We start from the raw sequence: 21,829 nt of genomic DNA on the forward strand, positions 1-21,829 counted from the left end.
CCGATCGGCTTTCACAGATTTGGCGACAAGTAAGGAGTCACGATGGCTATCAGCATGACAGAAGCGGCTGCTCAACACGTGCGACGCTCCCTCAACGGGCGCGGCAAGGGTGATGGGATTCGCCTGGGTGTTCGCACCACGGGCTGTTCCGGCCTTGCCTATGTGCTGGAGTTCGTCGACGAGATCGGCGAGGACGACCAGGTGTTCGAGAGTCATGGCGAGAAAGTGATCATCGACCCCAAGAGCCTGTCCTACCTGGATGGCACCGAGCTTGATTTCGTCAAGGAAGGGTTGAACGAAGGCTTCAAGTTCAACAACCCCAACGTGCGCGGTGAGTGTGGCTGCGGCGAAAGCTTCAACGTCTGAGGCTGCTTGTGGGTACTCCTTGTCATTTTGCCTTATTTGAGTTGCAGCCGAGTTTTCGCCTGGATCTCGAGCAGTTGGCCGCGCGCTATCGTGAGTTGGCGCGCGGAGTCCATCCCGATCGGTTTGCCGACGCCCCCGAGCGTGAGCAGCGCCTGGCCCTGGAACGGTCCGCCAGCCTCAACGAGGCCTACCAGACCCTCAAGAGCCCTCCCAAGCGTGCCCGTTATCTCCTGGCTCTCAAGGGCGGCGAGCTGCCGCTTGAGGTCACGGTGCACGACCCCGAGTTTCTTCTGCAGCAGATGCAATGGCGCGAAGAGCTCGAGGACTTGCAGGACAGTGCCGATCTGTCGGGGGTGGCGGCGTTCAAGCGCCGGCTCAAGACCGCCCAGGAACAGCTGAACGAAAGCTTCGCAGCCTGTTGGGACGATGCCGCGCAGCGCGAGCAGGCCGAGCGCCTGATGCGGCGCATGCAGTTCCTCGACAAGCTCACCTACGAAGTGCGCCAGTTAGAAGAGCGCCTCGACGATTAACCTAGTGCCGCTCCGGTCGCACGCCTGATATACAGATAAGTCCAGATAGACATGGCCCTACTGCAGATCGCTGAACCCGGCCAAAGTCCTCAACCGCACCAGCGTCGCCTGGCTGTGGGGATCGACTTGGGTACTACCAATTCGCTGGTCGCTGCGTTGCGCAGCGGCCTTTCCGAGCCGCTGGCCGATGCACAGGGCCAGGTCATCCTGCCCTCCGCCGTGCGCTACCACGCCGATCGCGTCGAGGTGGGTGAGTCCGCCCGGTTGGCTGCCTCCGCCGATCCCCTGAACACCGTGCTGTCGGTCAAGCGCCTGATGGGGCGCGGCCTGGCTGACGTGAAGCAGCTGGGCGAGCAGCTTCCGTATCGTTTTGTCGGTGGTGAATCGCACATGCCGTTCATCGAGACGGTGCAGGGGCCGAAGAGCCCGGTGGAAGTCTCCGCCGAGGTGCTCAAGGTGCTGCGCCAGCGGGCCGAGGCGACTCTGGGTGGCGAGCTGGTCGGCGCGGTGATCACCGTTCCTGCCTATTTTGACGATGCCCAGCGGCAAGCGACCAAGGATGCGGCCAAGCTGGCCGGCCTGAATGTACTGCGCCTGCTCAACGAACCAACGGCCGCTGCCGTGGCCTATGGCCTGGACCAGCAGGCCGAAGGGGTCGTGGCTATCTACGACCTGGGTGGCGGGACCTTCGATATCTCCATCCTGCGCCTGACCGGCGGTGTCTTCGAGGTGCTGGCCACGGGTGGCGATACCGCCCTGGGTGGCGACGATTTCGATCATGCCATCGCCAGCTGGATCATCCAGGGCGCCGGTTTGTCCTCCGACTTGGATCCGGGCGCGCAGCGTAACCTGTTGCAGATTGCCCGTGGGGCCAAGGAAGCCTTGACCGACGCCGCTTCTGTGGACGTCGAGTATGGCGCCTGGCGCGCCGCGCTCACCCGCGAGGCATTCGATGAATTGATCGAGCCGATGGTCGCTCGCAGCCTCAAGGCTTGCCGTCGCGCGGTGCGGGACTCCGGTGTCGAGCTCGACGAAGTGCGGGCCGTGGTCATGGTCGGCGGTTCGACCCGTGTTCCGCGGGTGCGTGAGGCGGTTGCCGAGATGTTCGGTCGCCAGCCGCTGACCGAGATCGATCCGGACCAGGTGGTGGCCATAGGTGCCGCGATCCAGGCCGATACCCTGGCGGGTAACAAGCGTGACGGCGGCGAATTGCTGCTGCTGGACGTGATTCCGCTGTCCCTGGGGCTGGAAACCATGGGGGGGCTGATGGAGAAGGTGATTCCGCGCAACACCACCATCCCGGTCGCACGAGCCCAGGATTTCACTACCTACAAGGATGGCCAGACGGCCATGATGATCCATGTGCTGCAGGGTGAGCGCGAGCTGATCAGCGACTGCCGCTCCCTGGCACGTTTCGAACTGCGCGGCATCCCGCCGATGGTGGCTGGCGCGGCGAAGATCCGGGTGACCTTCCAGGTGGACGCCGATGGCCTGCTCGGCGTTGCCGCGCGGGAGCTGGGGTCGGGAGTCGAAGCCAGTATCCAGGTCAAGCCGTCCTACGGGCTGACCGACGGCGAGATCGCCCGGATGCTCAAGGATTCCTTCCAGTACGCCGGCGATGACAAGGTCGCCCGCGTGCTGCGTGAGCAGCAGGTAGATGCCCAGCGGTTGATCGAGGCGGTGCAGGGGGCCCTGGAGGCCGACGGCGACCGCTTGCTGGACGCCGAGGAGCGCATGGTCATCGAGCTGCAGATGCAGGAACTGAGTGAATTGATGCGTGGCACCGATGGCTATGCCATCGAGCAGCAGACCAAGCGTCTGTCGCAAGTGACCGACGCCTTTGCTGCCCGTCGCCTGGATTCGACGGTGAAAGCCGCCCTGGCGGGGCGCAACCTGAATGAGATCGAGGAATAACTGATGCCGCAGATCATTTTTCTGCCCCACGCCGTGTTCTGCCCGGATGGCCTGGTCGTCGAAGTCGAGCCCGGCGTTTCGCTGCTCGAGGTTGCCCATGACAACCACATCGAGATCGAGAGCGCCTGCGGCGGTGTCTGCGCCTGCACTACCTGCCATTGCATCGTGCGCGAGGGTTTCGACTCGCTGAACGAGGCCGACGAGCTGGAAGAAGACTTGCTGGACAAGGCCTGGGGCCTGGAAGCCCAGTCGCGCTTGTCGTGCCAGGCTATCGTTGGCGATGAAGACCTGACTGTCGAAATTCCCAAGTACTCGCTCAACCACGCGGCCGAAGCGCCGCACTGATTCAAGGGGTCATCATGAGTCTGAAGTGGGTTGATGTACTGGAAATCGCGATCCAGCTGGCTGATTCCAAGCCGGATGTGGACCCGCGTTATGTGAACTTTGTCGATCTGCACAAGTGGGTTCTGGCATTGCCGGAGTTCAGTGACGATCCGGCTCGCGGAGGCGAGAAGGTTCTTGAAGCAATTCAGGCCGCCTGGATCGACGAAACTGACTGAATCCGCGGGCTACGCAGTTAGGCAATCCCTTTAAACCCGCGTATAATTCGCGGGTTTAATTTTTCGCTTTAATCACCGTTTCTGGAGTTACACCATGGCTGTTCAACGTACTTTCTCCATCATCAAGCCTGACGCTGTTGCAAAAAACGTCATCGGCAAGATCGTTTCCCGTTTTGAAGAAGCCGGTCTGCGCGTTGTAGCTTCGAAAATGAAGCAACTGTCCAAGGCCGAAGCCGAAGGTTTCTACGCTGAGCACAGCGAGCGTGGCTTCTTCGGCGAACTGGTTGCCTTCATGACTTCCGGTCCGGTTGTGGTTCAGGTTCTGGAAGGCGAGAACGCCATCGCTCGCAACCGTGAGCTGATGGGCGCTACCAACCCTAAAGAAGCTGCTGCCGGCACCATCCGCGCTGACTTCGCCGAGTCCATCGACGCCAACGCCGTTCACGGTTCGGACTCCGAAGCCGCCGCTGCTCGCGAAATCGCTTACTTCTTCGCAGCTACCGAGGTGACCACTCGCTAAGCCGCCAGGCCTGTGAGTGAAGGGTGAAACCATGACTACATCGATCGGCAAAACTAACCTGTTGGGGCTTACTCAACCGGAAATGGAGAAATTCTTCGACTCGATCGGGGAGAAGCGTTTCCGTGCCGGTCAGGTAATGAAATGGATTCACCACTTTGGCGTCGATGATTTCGACGCCATGACGAATGTCGGCAAGGCCTTGCGTGAAAAGCTCAAGGCCGTTGCCGAGATTCGCGGTCCGGAAGTGGTCAGCGAGGACATCTCCAGCGACGGCACCCGCAAGTGGGTGGTGCGCGTGGCGTCCGGCAGCTGCGTCGAGACCGTATACATTCCCCAGGGCAAGCGCGGCACCTTGTGCGTTTCGTCCCAGGCCGGCTGTGCCCTGGACTGCAGTTTCTGCTCCACCGGCAAGCAAGGCTTCAATAGCAACCTCACCGCCGCTGAAGTCATCGGTCAGGTGTGGATTGCCAACAAATCCTTCGGCAGCGTCCCGGCAACCATCGACCGAGCCATCACCAACGTGGTGATGATGGGTATGGGCGAGCCGCTGCTGAACTTCGACAACGTCATCGCGGCCATGCACCTGATGATGGACGACCTGGGCTACGGCATCTCCAAGCGCCGGGTGACCCTGTCGACCTCCGGCGTGGTACCGATGATCGATGAGCTGGCCAAGCACATCGACGTCTCCCTGGCGTTGTCCCTGCACGCTCCCAACGATGCGCTGCGCAACCAGCTGGTACCGATCAACAAGAAGTACCCGCTGAAGATGCTGCTCGACTCGTGCCAGCGCTACATGTCGGCCCTGGGCGAGAAGCGTGTGCTGACCATCGAGTACACCCTGCTCAAGGACGTCAACGACCAGCCTGAGCACGCGGTGCAGATGATCGAGTTGCTCAAGGACATTCCTTGCAAGATCAACCTGATCCCGTTCAACCCGTTCCCCCACTCCGGCTACGAGCGTCCGAGCAACAACGCCATCCGGCGTTTCCAGGACCAGTTGCACCATGCCGGCTTCAACGTCACCGTACGCACCACCCGCGGGGAAGACATCGATGCCGCTTGCGGCCAGTTGGTAGGCCAGGTGCTGGACCGCACCCGGCGCAGTGAACGCTATATCGCCGTGCGTGAATTGAGCGCCGATGCCGATATGCCGCAAAGCGTCGCGGCCCGTACCTGAGAGAGGATCTCCATGGTCTTGCGCCTAGCGCTGCTCCTGCTTGTTGCCAGTCTTTGCGCTGGCTGTGTCATGTCGGGCAATTCCAGCCCGCTGGACACTGGCAAGGGGCGTGACGAGGCGCGCCAGGCCTATGTGCAGCTGGGGCTGGGCTATTTGCAGCAGGGCTTGGGTGAACAAGCCAAGGCCCCGCTGAAAAATGCCCTGGAGCTGGCTCCCGACGATGCCGACGCCAATGCCGCCCTGGCGCTGGTGTTCCAGGCCGAGATGGAGCCGGCGCTGGCTGAAGCGCAGTTTCGCAAGGCCCTGGCGGCACGCCCGGACGATTCCCGGATTCTCAATAACTACGGCAGTTTCCTGTTCCAGGAAAAGCGCTACGACGACGCATACTCGCGTTTCGAGCAGGCCGCAGCTGATACCCTGTATCCCGGCCGTTCCCGGGTTCTCGAGAACCTTGGGATGACCGCCTCGAAGCTCGGCCAGCGCAAGCTGGCCCAGTCGCATCTGGAGAAGGCCCTGCGGCTGAATCACCAACAGCCTCGCGCATTGCTGGAAATGGCTGAGTTGTCTTACGAAGACAGGCATTATGTGCCCGCGCGTGATTATTACGATCGTTTTAACCTGCTTGGCGAGCAAAATGCACGTAGTCTATTGCTCGGCGTGCGCCTGGCAACGGTGTTCGAAGATCACGAGAAGGCCTCCAGTTACGGTCTGCAACTAAAACGACTCTATCCCGGTACGCCGGAATATCAGCAATACCTGTCGGAGCAATGATGAAAGTGGCGCAACCCGAAGTTCAAGCAGCGACTAGCGTCAATCCCGGTGAGACCTTGCGCCAGGCTCGCGAAAGCAATGGTTGGGCGCTGGCGGACGTGGCCCACAAGCTCAACCTCACCGTGAGCTCCCTGAGCAACCTGGAAGCCGGCGCATTCGACAAGCTCCCGGGGCATACCTTCGCCCGTGGCTATATCCGTGCCTACGCCAAGTTGCTGGATATGGACCAGGCGACCCTGGTCCAGGCTTTCGACCAATACACCGGCACCGACTCCCAAGGCAGCAGCGTGCATGCCCTGGGCCGTATCGAAGAGCCGGTGCGGGTCTCCCATACCATCCTGAGGATCGTCAGCCTGTTGTTGCTGGTGGCCGTGGTCGGCGGTGGTTTCATCTGGTGGCAGGACCAGACCTCGCAGCGCAGCAAGGAACTGGTGGGCCTGAGCCCGGAACATGTGGAAGTCGAGGGCGCCGACGGCAAGACCCAGATCCACCCGATCGACGAGCCGGAAGACCAGGCCGTTGCCGAAGGCCAGAGCGAAGCCGAGGCCAATGCTGCGCAATTGGCCGGCGAGGCACCTGCCGAGACCCCAGCCCCGGTTGTGGCTCCGGCTGCCCCTGCGCAGGCGCCGGCAGTTGCTCCAGCCGCTGTGTCCCATCCTGTGACCGCCCCGGCTACGGCCCCGGTGATCGCGGCCCCGGCCGCTCCGGTGCCAGCCCCGGCAACCACGGCGACCGCTCAGGCCAACGTGCCAGCCCCGGTTGTCGCAGCCGCCGGCTCCGCGCAGGTGCAGATCCAGTTCAGCGCCGACTGCTGGACCCAGGTCACCGACGGCAATGGCAAGATCCTGCTCAGCGCCTTGAAGCGCAAGGGCGAGAGCGTCGATGTCAGCGGCAAGCCGCCCTTTGCCGTACGGCTGGGCTACGCCCGTGGCGCACAAATCAGCTACAACGGTCAGGCGGTGGATATCGCCCCGTTCACCACCGGCGAGACTGCTCGCCTGAAGTTAGGTCAATAAGTCATGCACGGCGAATCTCCAATCAAACGTCGCGAGTCCCGCAAGATCTGGGTCGGCTCGGTACCGGTGGGCGGCGATGCCCCGATCGCGGTACAGAGCATGACCAACAGCGACACCAACGATGTGGCCGCAACCGTGGCCCAGATCAACCGCCTGGAAGCCGCCGGTGTCGATATCGTGCGGGTTTCGGTGCCCGATATGGACGCCGCCGAAGCGTTCGGCCGGATCAAGCAGCAGGTCAAGGTACCGCTGGTGGCCGACATCCACTTCGACTACCGGATCGCCCTGCGGGTAGCCGAGCTGGGCGTCGATTGCCTGCGGATCAACCCGGGTAACATCGGTCGCGAGGATCGGGTGCGCGCGGTAGTGGACGCGGCCCGTGACCGCGGCATCCCGATCCGCATCGGGGTCAATGCCGGCTCGTTGGAAAAGGACCTGCAGAAGAAGTATGGCGAACCGACCCCGGCAGCGCTGGTGGAGTCGGCATTACGCCATGTGGAACACCTGGAACGGCTGAACTTCAAGGATTTCAAGGTCAGCGTCAAAGCCTCCGATGTGTTCATGGCCGTCGAGGCCTACCGTCTGCTGGCCAAGGAAATCATCCAGCCCCTGCACCTGGGGATCACTGAAGCCGGCGGTTTGCGTTCAGGCACGGTGAAATCCGCCGTCGGCCTCGGTATGCTGCTGGCCGAAGGGATTGGCGATACCATTCGCATCTCGTTGGCGGCCGATCCGGTCGAGGAAGTGAAGGTCGGCTACGACATCCTCAAGTCCCTGCACCTGCGTTCCCGTGGCATCAACTTCATCGCCTGCCCGAGCTGCTCGCGGCAGAATTTCGATGTGGTGAAAACCATGAACGAGCTGGAAGGGCGTCTGGAGGACCTGCTGGTACCCATGGATGTCGCGGTGATCGGTTGTGTGGTCAACGGTCCGGGCGAAGCCAAGGAAGCCCATGTGGGGTTGACCGGCGGTACACCGAACCTGATCTACATCGATGGCAAGCCGTCGCAGAAACTGACCAATGACAATCTGGTGGACGAGCTGGAAAAGCTGATCCGGCAGAAGGCGGCCGAAAAGGTCGAGGCCGACGCAGCGCTGATCGCTCGTGGCTAACCGAACGTATTAAGGATTCTTTGTGAGCAAGTCCCTGCAAGCCATTCGTGGCATGAACGACATCCTGCCCGAGCAGACGCCGCTGTGGCGCTACTTCGAAGGCACCGTGGCACGGCTGCTGGATAACTACGGTTACAAGCAGATCCGCATGCCGATCGTCGAGTTCACCGAGCTGTTCAAGCGCTCCATCGGTGAAGTGACCGACATCGTCGAAAAAGAGATGTACACCTTCGAGGACCGCAACGGCGATTCCCTGACACTGCGTCCGGAAGGCACCGCCGCCTGTGTGCGCGCAGCCCTGGAACATGGCCTGACTGGTGCCGGCCAGGTGCAGAAGCTCTGGTACATCGGCCCGATGTTCCGCCATGAGCGTCCACAGAAAGGCCGTTATCGCCAGTTTCACCAGATCGGCCTGGAAGTGTTCAACCTGGACGGTCCGGACATCGATGCCGAACTGATCGTGCTGACCTGGCGCCTGTGGGGCGAGCTGGGCATCCGCGATGCGGTGAAGCTTGAGCTCAACAGCCTGGGGACCGCCGAGGCCCGTGCACGTTATCGCGATGCCCTGGTGGAGTTCCTCTCGGCCCGCCACGAACAGTTGGACGAAGACAGCCAGCGTCGCCTCAAGACCAACCCACTGCGGGTGCTGGACACCAAGGACCCAGGCACCCAGGCGGTGCTGGTGGACGCGCCGAAGCTGGCCGACTACCTGGACGAAGAGTCCCGGGTGCATTTCGAAGGCCTCAAGGCCCGCCTGGAAGCCGCTGGCATCCCCTATGTGATCAATCCGAAGCTGGTGCGTGGCCTGGACTACTACAGCAAGACCGTCTTCGAGTGGGTGACCGACAAGCTCGGTGCCCAGGGCACTGTCTGCGCCGGCGGCCGCTACGACGGCCTGGTGGAGCAGATGGGCGGCAAGCCGACCCCGGGCGTGGGTTTCGCCATGGGTATCGAGCGCCTGGTGCTGATGCTGGAGACCCTGGAGCGGGTGCCGGAAGAGATCTCCCGCCAGGTGGATGTCTACCTGTGCGCCTTTGGCGAGGCCGCCGAACTGGCAGGCCTGGCCCTGAGCGAGCGGGTACGCGATCAACTGCCGAACCTGCGCCTGCAGGTCAACGCCGGTGGTGGCAGCTTCAAGAGCCAATTCAAGAAGGCCGACAAGAGCGGTGCGCTGTATGCGCTGATCCTCGGTGACGACGAAATGGCCCAGCAAGTGGTAGGTTTCAAGCCCCTGCGTGGCCAGGGCGAACAACAAAGCATTGCCTGGGATGCACTCGCTGCGCACCTGGCCACCTGCGTCGTGCAGGGTTGAAGCTGTCAAACAGCCGATTTAGCGAATAAGGAGTATTGGGGTGTCGAGTACCGAAGATGAACAGCTGGCGGAATTGAAAGACTGGTGGCAGCGTAACGGCAAACCCCTGGTGAACGGCGGCCTGCTGGCCCTGGTCATCGTGTTCGGCTGGCAGGCCTGGCACAAATATCAGAACAACCAGTCGCAAGGCGCTTCGGTGCTCTATCAGCAACTGCTTGAAACCACCCTGACGCCTGATGGCAAGCCGGATGCAGCCCGTGTCACCGACCTGGCCGGCAAGCTCAACAGCGAGTTCGGCGGCAGCGCCTATGCGCAGTACGGCAGCCTGTTCGTCGCCAAGGTAGCTGTGGACAGCGGCAAGCTGGATGACGCTGTAGCCCAGCTCAAGGCCGTGGCCGACAAGCCGGCGAACGCGACCCTGGGCGAAGTGGCGCGTCAGCGCCTGGCCCAGGTGCTGGCCGCGCAGAACAAGGCCGACGAGGCCCTGAAGCTGCTCGACGGCGATGCCGACAAGGCCTTCCTGGCCACTCGTGAAGAACTCAAGGGCGATCTGCTGGTCCAGTTGGGCCGCATTGACGAAGCCCATGCTGCATATCAGAAAGCCAAGGCGGCGCTGTCGGATGAAGCAGCGGTCGGTGGCCTACAAATCAAGCTCGACGACCTGGCCAAAGGGGATGCGTGACGTGATCCGTTGGAAACATGCAGCATTGCTGGCCCTGGCCTTGTTGGCCGCGGGTTGCAGCAGCAACAGCAAGAAAGAACTGCCACCGGCCGAACTGGTCGACTTCAAGGAAGAGGTGGTCCTGCAGAAACAGTGGAGCCGCTCCATCGGTGATGGCCAGGGCGAAACCTACAACATGCTGGTTCCAGCTATCGACGGCAGCACCATCTACGCCGCCGATGTCACCGGTGTAGTGGTGGCCATGGACCGCATGAACGGCGACGTCAAATGGAAGCAGGACCTGGAACTGCCGGTTTCCGGCGCCGTGGGCGTGGGTTACGGCCTGGTGATGATCGGCACCCTCAAGGGTGAAGTCATTGCCCTGGACACTTCCAACGGTGAAGAGAAATGGCGTGCCCGTGTCACCAGTGAAGTGCTGGCTCCGCCGGCTACCAACGGTGATGTAGTGGTGGTCCAGACCCAGGATGACCGGGTGATCGGCCTCGATGCCAGTACCGGCAACCAGCTCTGGCTCTACGACAGCACCCCGGCGGTCCTGACCCTGCGTGGCACCAGTGCTCCGCTGGCGACCAACCGCCTGGCCTTGGCCGGCCTTTCCACCGGCAAGGTAGTGGCACTGGATATCCGCAACGGCGTGCCGGTGTGGGAGCAGCGTGTCGCCATCCCGCAAGGTCGTTCCGAGCTGGATCGCGTGGTGGACATCGACGGCGGCCTGCTGCTGTCCGGTGGCACCCTGTACGTGGCCAGCTACCAGGGGCGTGTCACGGCCCTGGATCTGGAGAGCGGTCGCCCGCTGTGGCAGCGTGATGCTTCCAGCTACGCAGGTGTCGCCCAGGGCTTCGGCAGCGTCTACGTTAGCCTGTCCTCGGGTACCGTGGAAGGCATCGACGAGCGTTCAACCTCCGCCCTGTGGAGCAACGATTCCCTGGCTCGCCGCCAACTGTCGGCACCGGAAGTGTTCTCCAGCTATGTGGCCGTGGGTGACCTGGAAGGCTACCTGCACCTGCTGAGCCAGGTGGATGGTCGTTTCGTCGCTCGTGAGCGCATCGACAGTGACGGCCTGCGCGCTCGTCCGCTGGTGGTGGGCGACATGATCTACGTGTTTGGCAACAGCGGCAAACTGGAAGCCCTGACCATCAAGTAATGGTTTGACTATGCTTGGGGTTGATTCCCCAAGCGGCCTTGTCTGGACAAGGCTTGCAGCACTTCAAGGTGCTGCCCCGAGCACCAGCCGCTGCCTCGCAGCGGCTTTTGTATTTTCTGAAATAATGCAGTGGAGAGCCGCATGGTTCCCGTAATCGCCCTGGTGGGCCGACCCAACGTCGGCAAGTCCACCTTGTTCAACCGCCTGACTCGGACTCGCGACGCCATCGTCGGCGACCTGTCCGGTCTGACCCGTGATCGCCAATACGGTGAGGCCAAGTGGCAAGGGCGTACCTATATTCTCATCGACACCGGTGGTATCTCCGGTGACGAACATGGCATGGATGAAAAGATGGCCGAGCAGTCGCTGCTGGCCATCGAAGAAGCCGATGTGGTGCTGTTCCTGGTGGACGCCAAGGCCGGGTTCACCGCGGCCGACCAGATGATCGGCGAGCACCTGCGCAAACGTAACAAGACCTCCTACGTGATCGCCAACAAGGTCGACAACATCGACCCGGACATGGCTCGCGCCGAGTTTGCCCCGCTGGGCATGGGGGACGCGATCCCGATCGCCGGCGCCCACGGCCGTGGCATCAGCCAGATGCTGGAAATCACCCTGCGCGAATTCCCCAAGGATGACGCCGACGAGCTCGAAGAGGGCGAGGAAGAGATCGTTGCCGAAGGCGAGGAAGCCAAGCGTATTCCTGGTCCGAGCGAGAAGGATGGGATCAAGATCGCCATCATCGGTCGTCCCAACGTAGGCAAGTCGACCCTGGTCAACCGCATGCTCGGTGAAGACCGGGTCATCGTCTACGACCAGCCCGGCACCACCCGCGACAGTATCTACATCCCGTTCGAGCGCAACGAGGAGAAGTACACGCTGATCGACACCGCGGGTGTGCGCAAGCGCGGCAAGATCCACGAGGAAGTCGAGAAGTTCTCGGTGGTCAAGACGCTGCAGGCGATCAAGGACGCCAACGTGGTGATCTTCGTCATGGACGCCCGCGAAGGTGTGGTGGACCACGACCTGAACCTGCTGGGCTTCGCCCTGGAAGCCGGTCGGGCATTGGTGATCGCCCTGAACAAGTGGGACGGCATGCAGCCTAGCGAGCGCGACTACGTGAAGACCGAGCTGGAGCGCCGGCTGTTCTTCGTCGACTTCGCCGATATCCACTTCATCTCGGCATTGCACGGCACTGGCGTGGGCAACCTTTACCAATCGGTGCAGAACTCCTTCAAGTCGGCGGTGACCCGCTGGCCTACCAGCCGCCTGACCCAGATCCTGGAAGACGCCGTGAGCGAGCATGCCCCGCCCATGGTCAACAGCCGCCGGATCAAACTGCGCTACGCCCACCTGGGTGGTGCCAACCCGCCGTTGATCGTGATCCACGGCAACCAGGTGGAGAAAGTGCCCAAGTCCTATGTGCGCTACCTGGAGAACACCTACCGGCGCGTGCTGAAGCTGGTGGGTACGCCGATTCGTATCGAGTTCAAGGGCAGCGACAACCCGTACGAGGGCAACAAGAACACGCTCACCGACCGTCAGGTCAACAAGAAGCGCCGCTTGATGTCGCACCACAAGAAAGCCGACAAGAAGCGCCGCGACAAGCGTTGAGACAGCGCTTGGAGTTGCAAGCTACAAGCCAGTAAAAAGCGGCAAGGGCTTGCAGCTTATGGCTTGCAGCTTGTAGCGGCGATTAAAAAGGGTCCTTGAGGGACCCTTTTTTAATCGCCGTCCTTTGGGCTATCCTCGGGACCTCCCGCGCCGTCGTAGAGCCGGGTGTTCAGCAGGGAACCCGCATGATCACCAGCAAACTGCCGAATGTCGGCACCACCATCTTTACGCAAATGTCCCAGCTCGCGGCCCAGACCGGAGCGCTCAACCTGTCCCAGGGATTCCCGGATTTCGACGGCCCGCAAGCACTGCGCGATGCAGTCGGCCGGCATGTCGCCATTGGTCATAACCAGTACGCACCGATGACCGGCCTGCCGGCGCTACGCCAGCAGGTGGCGGCCAAGATCGCTCGCAGCTATGGCGCCAAGGTCGACCCTGACGCTGAAGTGACCATCACGCCGGGGGCGACCCAGGCGATCTTCTGCGCGATCCATGCAGTGATCCGCCCGGGAGATGAAGTCATCGTCTTCGACCCCAGCTACGACAGCTACGAGCCATCGGTAGAACTGGCCGGCGGTCGCTGCGTGCACGTACAACTGGGCCAGGGCGACTTCGCCATCGACTGGCAGCAGCTCGAGGCAGCGCTGGGGCCGCGTACGCGGATGATCATCATCAATACCCCGCACAACCCCAGTGGCGCCCTGCTCAGTCGCGCCGAGCTGGACCGGTTGGCCGAGCTGATCCGCGCTCGCGACATCTACCTGGTCAGCGACGAGGTGTATGAGCATCTGGTGTTCGATGGCGTGCCCCATGCCAGCGTCCTGGCCCATGAGGAATTGTACCAGCGGGCATTCGTGGTCAGCTCCTTCGGCAAGACCTACCACGTCACCGGCTGGAAGACTGGCTACGTGGTGGCGCCACCGGCCTTGAGCGCCGAGCTGCGCAAGGTGCATCAATATGTCAGCTTCTGCGGGGTGACCCCTTTGCAGTACGCTCTCGCCGATTTCATGGCCGAGCATCCGGAACACGTCGAGCAGTTGCCTGCTTTCTACCAGGCCAAGCGTGATCTGTTCTGTGATCTGTTGAGCGCTTCACGCTTCAGTTTCACCCGGGTGACCGGCACCTACTTTCAACTGGTGGATTATTCGCAGATTCGCCCAGACCTGAACGATGTCGAGATGGCGACCTGGATGACCCGTGAACATGGGGTCGCGGCCATCCCGGTGTCGGTGTTCTATCAGCAGCCGCCCCAGGGGCAGCGTCTGGTGCGTCTGTGTTTTGCCAAGCGCGAGGAGACGCTGCGTCAGGCAGCGGAGAAACTATGCGTGATCTGAGTGCACTACCCGATCTGAACCTGGCTTTGGTCCAGACGACCCTGGCCTGGCACGATCGCCAGGCCAACCTGGAACATTTCGAGCCGTTGCTGGAACAGGCCCGTGGCGCCGACCTGGTGATTCTTCCGGAGATGTTCACTACCGGCTTCTCCATGGAGTCCCAGACCCTGGCGGAAGCGGAGAATGGTCCGACCAGCAAGTGGTTGCGTTGCCAGGCGAAGAAGCTCGATGCGGTGATCACTGGCAGCGTGATCATCCAGGCGGCCGATGGCAGCCACCGCAATCGCCTGCTGTGGGCGCGCCCCGACGGTGAAGTCTGGCACTACGACAAGCGTCACCTGTTCCGCATGGCTGGCGAGCACGAGCATTTCACTCCTGGCGAGCGCCAAGTGCAGTTCGAGCTCAAGGGCTGGCGCATTCGCCCGTTGATCTGCTACGACCTGCGTTTCCCGGTGTGGAGCCGCGATTCCCAGGACACTGATTTGCTGCTGTATACCGCCAACTGGCCGGGAGCGCGGCGCTTGCACTGGAACCGGCTGCTGCCGGCGCGCGCCATCGAGAACCTGTGTTATGTCGCCGCGGTAAACCGGGTGGGCACCGATGGCAAGGGCTTCGCCTACACCGGCGACAGCCAGGTGCTGGACTTCCAGGGCGAGAGCCTGCTCAGTGCCGGAGAGGCGGACGGGGTATTCCAGGTCTGCCTCAAGGCTGCGGACCTGGCGGCCTACCGCGCCCGGTTTCCGGCCAATCTCGATGCCGACGGCTTCAGGTTCACCTAGGGCTCATCAAGCTTCGTGCCCGAAGGCCGATAGGACATGATTCGAGGAGGAATCATTCATGACCGCCATCGATGCCCATGCTGGCATTCCTTACCCTTGGTCCGCGGCGAGCGTTCGGGCAGTGTCGACGTGAATGCTTGATTGACCGAGGCAAGTCCCGGGATTGCCGGTGAGATGCAAAAAGGCCCCGGGGAGTCCGACTCCCCGGGGCCTTTGCGTAAAGGCTAGGTTTAAGCAGCCTTGGCCTGCTGTTCGCTCAGGGAGCGGTTCAGGGCGCTGAACAAGGCCTTGAAGCTTGCAGTGGTGATGTTTTCATCGATACCCACACCGTGCACCGCACGCTCACCATTGACCCGCAGCTCGATGTAGGCCGCCGCCTTGGCGTTGGTGCCCGCGCCGATAGCGTGTTCGTTGTAGTCCATGATTTCCACCGGGACCGGCAGCCCGGCCACCAGAGCCTCCAGGGCGCCGTTGCCCTTGCCGCGCCAGTGCAGGTTGGTTTCGCCCTGGCCCTTGCTCGCGACTTCCACCTCCACGGAGCTGTGGCCGTTCTCTTCCTGCAGGCGATGGCTGACCAGCGCGTACGGGGTGTTGGCCTGCAAGTACTCGCTGTGCAGCAACGCGTGGATCTGCTGGGCGGTCATCTCCAGGCCGAGGCGGTCGGTTTCCCGCTGTACCACCTGGCTGAACTCGATCTGCATGCGGCGCGGCAAGCTGATGCCGTATTCCTGTTCCAGCAGGTAGGCAATGCCGCCCTTGCCCGACTGGCTGTTGACGCGGATCACGGCTTCATAGCTGCGGCCGATGTCGGCCGGGTCGATCGGCAGGTACGGTACTTCCCAGACGCCATCGGCTTGCTGCTGGGCGAAGCCCTTGCGGATTGCATCCTGGTGGGAGCCGGAGAAGGCGGTGTGGACCAGGTCGCCCACATAGGGGTGGCGCGGATGCACGGGAATCTGGTTGCACTCTTCCACCACCTTGCGCACGCCGTCGATGTCGGAGAAGTCCAGCTCGGGGTCGATGCCCTGGGTGTAGAGGTTCAGGGCCACGGTCACCAGGTCGACGTTGCCGGTACGCTCGCCGTTGCCGAACAGGCAGCCTTCGACGCGGTCGGCACCGGCCATCAGGCCCAGTTCGGTAGCTGCTACGCCGGTGCCACGGTCGTTGTGGGTGTGCAGGCTGATGATCACGCTGTCACGGCGGTTGATGTTGCGGCAGAACCACTCGATCTGGTCGGCGTAGATATTCGGCGTTGCCACTTCGACGGTAGCTGGCAGGTTGAGGATCACCTTATGAGTTGGAGTTGCGTTCCACACTTCCACCACGGCGTCGCAGACTTCCTTGGCGAATTCCAGCTCGGTGGCGCTGAAGGTTTCCGGCGAGTATTCGAACTGCCACTGGGTTTCCGGTTGCTGGGCCGCGTACTTGACGAACAGCTTGGCCGCATTCACCGCGATTTCCTTCACCCCGGCCTTGTCCTGGTTGAAGACGATGCGGCGGAAAGAAGGGCTAGTGGCGTTGTAGAGGTGGACGATGGCCTTCTTCGCCCCGCGCAAGGATTCGAAGGTGCGGGCGATCAAGTCTTCACGGGCCTGGGTCAGCACCTGGATGGTGGTGTCGTCCGGAATATGCTTGTCTTCGATCAGGGTCCGTACGAAGTCGAAGTCGGTTTGCGAAGCGGCGGGGAACGAAGCTTCGATTTCCTTCACACCGACCGCCACCAGGGTCTTCCAGAAACGCAGTTTCTTGACCGCGTCCATCGGTTCGATCAGCGACTGGTTGCCATCGCGCAAGTCCGAGCTGCACCAGATCGGCGCGCTGGTGATGGTCTTCGACGGCCAGGTGCGGTCCGGCAAGTTGATGGTCGGGAACGCGCGGTACTTGGAGGACGGATCTTTGAGCATGGTCATGGCGAAATCCTTATGGTCCGGGCCGAAAAGGGGCGGCCTGCCGGTGAGTCAAGAATGAATTGTTGACGCAGGGGGATGAGGCACCGCGGTTCAGCCTGGCAGTCGTGCGCTGACGAGGCAGAGGCTCCGGTGTTGACGACGCTGAATGAGGGTGTGAGAGGTTTTCATGTGCTCAACCCTAACTATTGGGGTCAGAGATGGCAAGCAACGAAAAAAAATTGAGAGGAATACTCGAATTTCAAAAATTGACGAGATTTTATTCTGCTTGATGGTTTTTTGTTTTATGTGGATTGCGCAGTCCTCGCGAGCTGCGCAATCCCCAGGGCAAGCGCCCTTGGCCGGAAAGGGCCGGCGGTAGTCCGCTTATGGCGAGGCAGATCAGGGTTGGAAGGCGCCGATGAAGATCGCCGGATCGACCCGTGCGTCGTTCAGGCTGACGTTCCAGTGCATGTGCGGACCGGTGGCCCGGCCGGTGGAGCCGACCTTGCCGACCACTGCGCCGCGGGCCAGGGATTGGCCGACCTTCACGTCGATCTTCGACATGTGGCAGAACATGCTGATGAAACCCTGGCCATGGTCGACGAACACCGTGTTGCCATTGAAGAAGTAGTTGCCGGTGAGAATCACCTTGCCCGCCGCCGGGGTCTTGATCGGCGTGCCCGCCGGCACCGCGAAGTCCAGGCCCGAATGCGGGTTGCGCTCCTCACCATTGAAGAAGCGGCGCACGCCGAACTTGCTCGACAGCGGCCCGTTCACCGGCTTGTCCAGCAACAGGTTGCTCGGGGTATTGGCGCTGAAGCTGCGGTAGGCGCGCAGTTGCTCGGCCAGTTCGGCATCGATGCGTTTCAGGTCGGCCGGGTTGGGATTCACCTGGCGCTGGTTCTTCAGGGTGATGTGCTGCTCGGGATACTTCTTGTTCCCGACCACGAAACCCAGGTTGCCGCTGGCGCTAGTCAGTTGCTGGGCCCCGGGCTTGACCGTCAGCGGAATGCCGACGATCGCCAGCCAGTTGGCCTGTTCCTTGACCACCAGCACCGGCTTGCCCTGGTAGCTGGCCTTGGGCGCCTGGGTGGCTTGGCCGAGGTCGATCACCGCCACGCCGCCGGGCACGGGTTTGTTCAACAGGCGGGTGATATAGCTATCGGCCTGGGCATTGCAGGCCAGGCACAGCAACAGCAGGGAGCAGAGAAAACGTGGCATGGATCAGTCCAGTAGGGAAAGGGTGACAGGCGTCAGGTGGTTGTCCTCGACCCGCACCTGCAACTCGCCTTCGCCCAGGCGCGCGGTGAAGCGCTGACCATTGCGGGTTTGCGCGGCGCTGCGGATGGCCTGGCCACGCTCGTCGAGGAGAATGCTGTAGCCCCGGCCCAGGGTCGCCAGGGGGCTGACCACGTGCAAGGTCTGCATCTGGCTGTGCAGTTGCAAGCGCCGGGCCTTCAGGCCTTCGCGCATGGCCCGGGGCAGGCGTTCGGCGAGGCTGTCCAGGCGCTGGCGCAACAGCGCCAGGTTGCGTCCCGGATGCTGGGCGCCGAGGCGGGTCTCCAGGCGGATCAGGCGTTCGCGACGGGTATTCAGGCTGCGCTCGAAAGCCCGGCGCAGGCGCATGTCCAGGTCGTCCAGGCGCTGTGCCTGCTGGCGCAACCGCTCGCCTGGATGGCGCAGACGCCGGGCCAGGCCATCCAGGCGCAGGCGCTCGCGCAGCAAGCGGTCGCGCATGCGCATTACCAAGCGGCGGTGCAGACTGTCGACCCGCCGTTGCAGGTCGCTGGAGTCCGGGGCCAGCAACTCGGCGGCGGCCGAGGGCGTGGGCGCGCGGACGTCGGCCACGAAATCGCTGATGGACACGTCGGTTTCATGGCCGACGGCGCTGACGATCGGTGTCACGCAGTTGGCTACAGCCCGAGCCACCGGCTCCTCGTTGAAGCACCAGAGATCTTCCAGGGAGCCGCCACCACGGGCCAGGATCAAGGCGTCGAAGCCCCGGGCATCGGCCAGTTGCAGGGCCCGGACGATCTGCGCCGTGGCTTCGCGGCCCTGCACTGCGGTAGGGATCAAGGTCAGCGAGACTTGAGGCGCGCGGCGCCGGAAGACACTGATGATGTCGCGAATCACCGCCCCCGTGGGTGAACTGATGATGCCGATGCGTTGGGGGTGGGCCGGTAGCGGCCGCTTGCGCTCGGCGCTGAACAGGCCTTCGGCGCTGAGCTTGTCCTTCAAGGCCTCGAAGGCCAGGCGCAGGGCACCGTCGCCGGCTGGTTCCACGGTGTCGAGAATCAGTTGATAGTCGCCGCGTCCCTCGAACAGTGAGACCTTGCCCCGTACCTTGACCGCCAGGCCGTCCTTGAGCGCCTGGCGCACCCGCGCGGCGTTCTGCCGGAACAGCGCGCAGCGCACCTGGGCGCCACTGTCCTTGAGGGTGAAGTACACATGGCCGGAAGCCGGACGGGCGAGGTTGGAGATCTCGCCCTCGACCCAGATATTGCTGAACACGTCCTCGAGCAGCACCCGGGCGCGGCCGTTGAGCTGGGTGACGGTGAGGACTTCGCGGTCCAGTCCGAGTCGTGCAAAGGGATCTTTAATCATGGGGCGCAGTTTAAAGGGCTGTTTCCCAATGGGCCAAGGCAAATCGCTTATAGACAGTCGCGAAAATGTTCGACGAACTGTGCCACCAGCGGCGTGGGTTCCTGGCGGCAGGCGAGGGCGATGACACTCTGGCAATCGCTATCGGCCAAGGGCAGGAAATGGATGCTGGCCGGGGCTATATCCTGCATCGACTCGGGCAGCAGGGCGATGCCGAAACCGGCCTGGATCAACTGCAACTGGGTGGTCTTGCGCGACATCACCCGCGCCGCCTTGGGAAAGAAGCCCTGGCGCATGCACAACTCGGCCGAGAGGTAGCTCAAGCCGCCACGCTGGGGATGGGGAATGGAGATAAAGGCTTCGTCGCGCAGTTGCGCCAGGTCGACCTCCTTGGCCGCCGGGTCGAGCGCCAGCGGATGTGTCGGTGGCAGCGCCACCAGCAAGGGTTCGCTGAACAGCGGGATGATTTGCACCCCTTCGCGCTGGCGCAATACTGGCAGGCGCAACAGGCCGACGTCCAGGCGGCCCTCGGCCAGTTCCTCCAACTGTGCTTCGGAAGACAGCTTGACGATGTCCAGCGAGGCCCCGGGGCATTGCTGTAGATAGTGGCTGATCCCCCGTAGCAGGCGCCCGCTCATGGGCACGGTGCTGGAGTGGCTCAGGCGCAGGGTCCCCAGCTGGCCCTGGCCGACCTGGGTCGCCAGCTCGCCGGCCTTGTGCAGTTCGGTCAGCAGGTTGCGAGCCTTGGGGAAGAACGCCTCGCCGGCGGCGGTCAAGCGTGGCAGGCGAGCGGTACGCTCGAACAACGGGGTTTGCAGCAGGCCTTCGAGCTCCTTGATCTGCCGGCTCAGGGCCGACTGGGCGACGAACAGGCGTTCAGCCGCAGCACTGAAGCTGCCGCATTCGGCGATTTCCACGAAGTAGCGCAGTTGACGGGTTGAAATCACAAGTCATGCCTTTTTGCGATGAGTGGGCGGCTGCGACGATATTAGTCGCAAGGCTCGTCTCTGGCTAAAGTCGTGGGACATAAGGTCGAGGAAGTGGCGGTAATGAGTCTGTTCGTTGAAGGATTGAACCAGTGGGCGTTCGGGCCGGGTGCCTGGCTGGCGATCGGCTTGGGCATTGCCCTGGCCTACATAGTGTTCGGCATCGCCGGTTTCGGCACGGCGCTGGTGGCCGGGCCGATCCTGATCCTGTTCATGCCCTTGTCGAAGATCGTGCCGTTGCTGGTGCTGCTGGATTTCATCGCCGCCTTCGGCAGCTTCCTGTCATCACGCAAGGACGTGGCCAAGCCCGAGTTGCTGCGCCTGTTGCCGTGCATGGCAGTGGGCTGCACCCTGGGGGTGATCTTCCTGCTCAGCCTCAAGTCCGATGTGTTGCTGCTGCTGATGGGACTATTCATTTGTGCCTATGCCATCTACAGCCTCTGGGTGAAGGCCCGCCCGGCGCGGATGGCGGCCGGTTGGTCGGTGCCCATGGGCATCGTGGGCGGCTTGTTCGGCGCCTTGTTCGGCAGCGGTGGCTTTCTGTATGCGATCTACCTGAACAGCCGGTTGCCCAAGGACCCGGCCCGGGCGACCCAGAGCGCGCTGATCAGCAGCAGTACCGTGGTACGCCTGAGCCTGTTCGCCCTGGCCGGGGTCTACGCCGAGGTATCGCTGCTGTTGCTGGCGCTGTGCTTGTTGCCGGCCATGGTGTTGGGGTCGTGGATTGGCCGGCGCTTGGCGATGAAACTGTCCCGGGAAACCTTCGTGCGGCTGGTGACCTGGCTGGTACTGGCCAGTGGCATTGCCCTGATCGGCCGTTACCTGAGCGCTTGACCTGTAAGGAGCAGGGATTAAGCTGCCGGCCCTCGGCGCTGCTCGTCGCCGAACCGGCTTCTACACTTGGGTGATGGGGTCGGCTCGCCGGCGCTGCGTTTTCCCTGTCCCTCGACGCTCCAGGCTGGACCATGAATTCCCAAAGCATCCTCGTCCCGAAAATCTCCACGTTGCCGGTGCATGAGCCCCGGGCCCGCGCCATCGTGCGCTGGCTGGTACGCAAGAATATCGTCGAGGAAGCACTGACCACTTGCGGGCGCACCGGCAACCGCATGGGGCATGCCATCGCGCCAGGCGCCCGGGACGTGGTGCTGCGTCCTGAGGCGCTGCCGTTCGGTGAGCCAGTCAATGGCCTGGAGATCATCACCAAGCGCTGCATCTATACCCCGACCAAGGGTTTCCTCGAAGAAGCCGGTTGCGCCGAGTGCCGCCAGGAAATCGGCGAGGCCTTGTTCGAAAGCCTGGAAGACTGGATGCCCGGGCGCACCGACAACTTCACCTGTCCCGAATGCGGCCATGAAGACGACATCAACGGCTTCCTGTTCCTCCAGCCGTGCGGGTTTTCCAACCTGGGCTTCATCTTCAACAACTGGGCCGAAGCGGGGTTCAAGCAGAGCTTCATCGATGAGTTCGCCGACTGGCTGGACCAGCCGATGAGCTGGATCAAGGTCCAGTTGTAGTTTC

Annotated in this window: 22 protein-coding genes; 18 read left to right on the forward strand and 4 right to left on the reverse strand. The window is 62.6% G+C overall.

Going from position 1 to position 21,829, the window contains the following annotated elements; translation table 11 throughout:
- Window positions 1-42 precede the first annotated feature (42 nt).
- From iscA to CAG11_RS04575, 16 genes are all read left to right on the forward strand, one after another.
- Window positions 43-366: an iron-sulfur cluster assembly protein IscA gene (gene iscA, locus CAG11_RS04500; protein WP_053131791.1), complete on the forward strand. Its 324-nt coding sequence runs from the start codon at window positions 43-45 to the stop codon at window positions 364-366.
- A gap of 8 nt (window positions 367-374) precedes the next feature.
- Complete coding sequence (hscB, locus tag CAG11_RS04505) at window positions 375-896, forward strand: co-chaperone HscB (protein ID WP_085595005.1); 522 nt, start codon at window positions 375-377, stop codon at window positions 894-896.
- A gap of 51 nt (window positions 897-947) precedes the next feature.
- Window positions 948-2,810 (forward strand): Fe-S protein assembly chaperone HscA, encoded by a 1,863-nt coding sequence (gene hscA, locus CAG11_RS04510; protein WP_085595007.1) that lies wholly within the window; start codon window positions 948-950, stop codon window positions 2,808-2,810.
- 3 nt (window positions 2,811-2,813) lie between these two features.
- Entirely contained in the window at window positions 2,814-3,155 is a 342-nt protein-coding gene (gene fdx, locus CAG11_RS04515; RefSeq protein WP_022640702.1) for an ISC system 2Fe-2S type ferredoxin, read from the forward strand.
- Window positions 3,156-3,169: 14 nt separating this feature from the next.
- Window positions 3,170-3,370, forward strand: coding sequence for a Fe-S cluster assembly protein IscX (gene iscX, locus CAG11_RS04520; RefSeq protein WP_022640701.1), 201 nt, complete (start codon window positions 3,170-3,172; stop codon window positions 3,368-3,370).
- Between the two features lie 94 nt (window positions 3,371-3,464).
- Window positions 3,465-3,890 carry a nucleoside-diphosphate kinase gene (gene ndk / locus CAG11_RS04525; RefSeq protein WP_022640700.1) on the forward strand — a complete coding sequence of 142 codons (426 nt, stop codon included), beginning with the start codon at window positions 3,465-3,467 and terminating at the stop codon, window positions 3,888-3,890.
- 31 nt (window positions 3,891-3,921) lie between these two features.
- Window positions 3,922-5,070: a 23S rRNA (adenine(2503)-C(2))-methyltransferase RlmN gene (rlmN, locus tag CAG11_RS04530; RefSeq protein ID WP_031320437.1), complete on the forward strand. Its 1,149-nt coding sequence runs from the start codon at window positions 3,922-3,924 to the stop codon at window positions 5,068-5,070.
- Window positions 5,071-5,082: 12 nt separating this feature from the next.
- Window positions 5,083-5,841 (forward strand): type IV pilus biogenesis/stability protein PilW, encoded by a 759-nt coding sequence (pilW, locus tag CAG11_RS04535; protein WP_085595009.1) that lies wholly within the window; start codon window positions 5,083-5,085, stop codon window positions 5,839-5,841.
- Window positions 5,841-6,857: a RodZ family helix-turn-helix domain-containing protein gene (locus CAG11_RS04540; protein WP_085595011.1), complete on the forward strand. Its 1,017-nt coding sequence runs from the start codon at window positions 5,841-5,843 to the stop codon at window positions 6,855-6,857. The genes pilW and CAG11_RS04540 overlap by 1 nt, the downstream gene beginning before the upstream one ends.
- Before the next feature lie 3 nt (window positions 6,858-6,860).
- Window positions 6,861-7,970, forward strand: coding sequence for a flavodoxin-dependent (E)-4-hydroxy-3-methylbut-2-enyl-diphosphate synthase (gene ispG, locus CAG11_RS04545; protein ID WP_022640696.1), 1,110 nt, complete (start codon window positions 6,861-6,863; stop codon window positions 7,968-7,970).
- 22 nt (window positions 7,971-7,992) lie between these two features.
- Entirely contained in the window at window positions 7,993-9,282 is a 1,290-nt protein-coding gene (hisS, locus tag CAG11_RS04550) for a histidine--tRNA ligase (RefSeq protein ID WP_022640695.1), read from the forward strand.
- Between the two features lie 40 nt (window positions 9,283-9,322).
- On the forward strand, window positions 9,323-9,964 hold the full coding sequence (locus tag CAG11_RS04555; RefSeq protein WP_022640694.1) for a tetratricopeptide repeat protein: 642 nt from the start codon (window positions 9,323-9,325) through the stop codon (window positions 9,962-9,964).
- Window positions 9,957-11,108 carry an outer membrane protein assembly factor BamB gene (gene bamB / locus CAG11_RS04560; protein WP_022640693.1) on the forward strand — a complete coding sequence of 384 codons (1,152 nt, stop codon included), beginning with the start codon at window positions 9,957-9,959 and terminating at the stop codon, window positions 11,106-11,108. Before CAG11_RS04555 ends, bamB begins: the two co-directional genes overlap by 8 nt.
- Window positions 11,109-11,249: 141 nt before the next feature.
- Window positions 11,250-12,722, forward strand: a complete 1,473-nt coding sequence (gene der, locus CAG11_RS04565) for a ribosome biogenesis GTPase Der (RefSeq protein WP_022640692.1) — start codon at window positions 11,250-11,252, stop codon at window positions 12,720-12,722.
- Window positions 12,723-12,907: 185 nt separating this feature from the next.
- The gene (locus CAG11_RS04570; protein WP_085595013.1) at window positions 12,908-14,056 is read left to right on the forward strand and encodes a pyridoxal phosphate-dependent aminotransferase; all 1,149 of its coding nucleotides are present in this window, start codon (window positions 12,908-12,910) and stop codon (window positions 14,054-14,056) included.
- Window positions 14,044-14,835: an amidohydrolase gene (locus tag CAG11_RS04575; protein WP_022640690.1), complete on the forward strand. Its 792-nt coding sequence runs from the start codon at window positions 14,044-14,046 to the stop codon at window positions 14,833-14,835. The genes CAG11_RS04570 and CAG11_RS04575 overlap by 13 nt, the downstream gene beginning before the upstream one ends.
- A gap of 230 nt (window positions 14,836-15,065) precedes the next feature.
- Here CAG11_RS04575 and leuA read toward each other — a convergent pair whose 3' ends face one another.
- The 4 genes from leuA to CAG11_RS04600 form a co-directional block, all read right to left on the reverse strand.
- Entirely contained in the window at window positions 15,066-16,745 is a 1,680-nt protein-coding gene (leuA, locus tag CAG11_RS04580; protein WP_085595015.1) for a 2-isopropylmalate synthase, read from the reverse strand.
- A 378-nt stretch (window positions 16,746-17,123) separates the two neighbouring features.
- Entirely contained in the window at window positions 17,124-17,945 is an 822-nt protein-coding gene (locus tag CAG11_RS04590) for a M23 family metallopeptidase (protein WP_022640687.1), read from the reverse strand.
- A 3-nt stretch (window positions 17,946-17,948) separates the two neighbouring features.
- Window positions 17,949-19,328 carry an exodeoxyribonuclease VII large subunit gene (gene xseA / locus CAG11_RS04595; protein ID WP_085595017.1) on the reverse strand — a complete coding sequence of 460 codons (1,380 nt, stop codon included), beginning with the start codon at window positions 19,326-19,328 and terminating at the stop codon, window positions 17,949-17,951.
- A gap of 47 nt (window positions 19,329-19,375) precedes the next feature.
- Window positions 19,376-20,272: a LysR family transcriptional regulator gene (locus tag CAG11_RS04600; RefSeq protein WP_085595019.1), complete on the reverse strand. Its 897-nt coding sequence runs from the start codon at window positions 20,270-20,272 to the stop codon at window positions 19,376-19,378.
- A 102-nt stretch (window positions 20,273-20,374) separates the two neighbouring features.
- Here CAG11_RS04600 and CAG11_RS04605 point away from each other — a divergent pair, with 102 nt between their 5' ends.
- Together CAG11_RS04605 and CAG11_RS04610 are read left to right on the forward strand one after the other, a co-directional pair.
- Window positions 20,375-21,145 (forward strand): sulfite exporter TauE/SafE family protein, encoded by a 771-nt coding sequence (locus CAG11_RS04605; RefSeq protein WP_085595022.1) that lies wholly within the window; start codon window positions 20,375-20,377, stop codon window positions 21,143-21,145.
- A 131-nt stretch (window positions 21,146-21,276) separates the two neighbouring features.
- The gene (locus tag CAG11_RS04610) at window positions 21,277-21,825 is read left to right on the forward strand and encodes a sugar ABC transporter ATPase (protein WP_085595024.1); all 549 of its coding nucleotides are present in this window, start codon (window positions 21,277-21,279) and stop codon (window positions 21,823-21,825) included.
- The last annotated feature ends 4 nt before the right edge of the window (window positions 21,826-21,829 follow it).

Origin of the sequence: Pseudomonas sp. B6(2017) (genome assembly GCF_002112765.1) — a bacterium.
GTDB classification, from domain to species: Bacteria; Pseudomonadota; Gammaproteobacteria; order Pseudomonadales; family Pseudomonadaceae; genus Aquipseudomonas; species Aquipseudomonas piscis.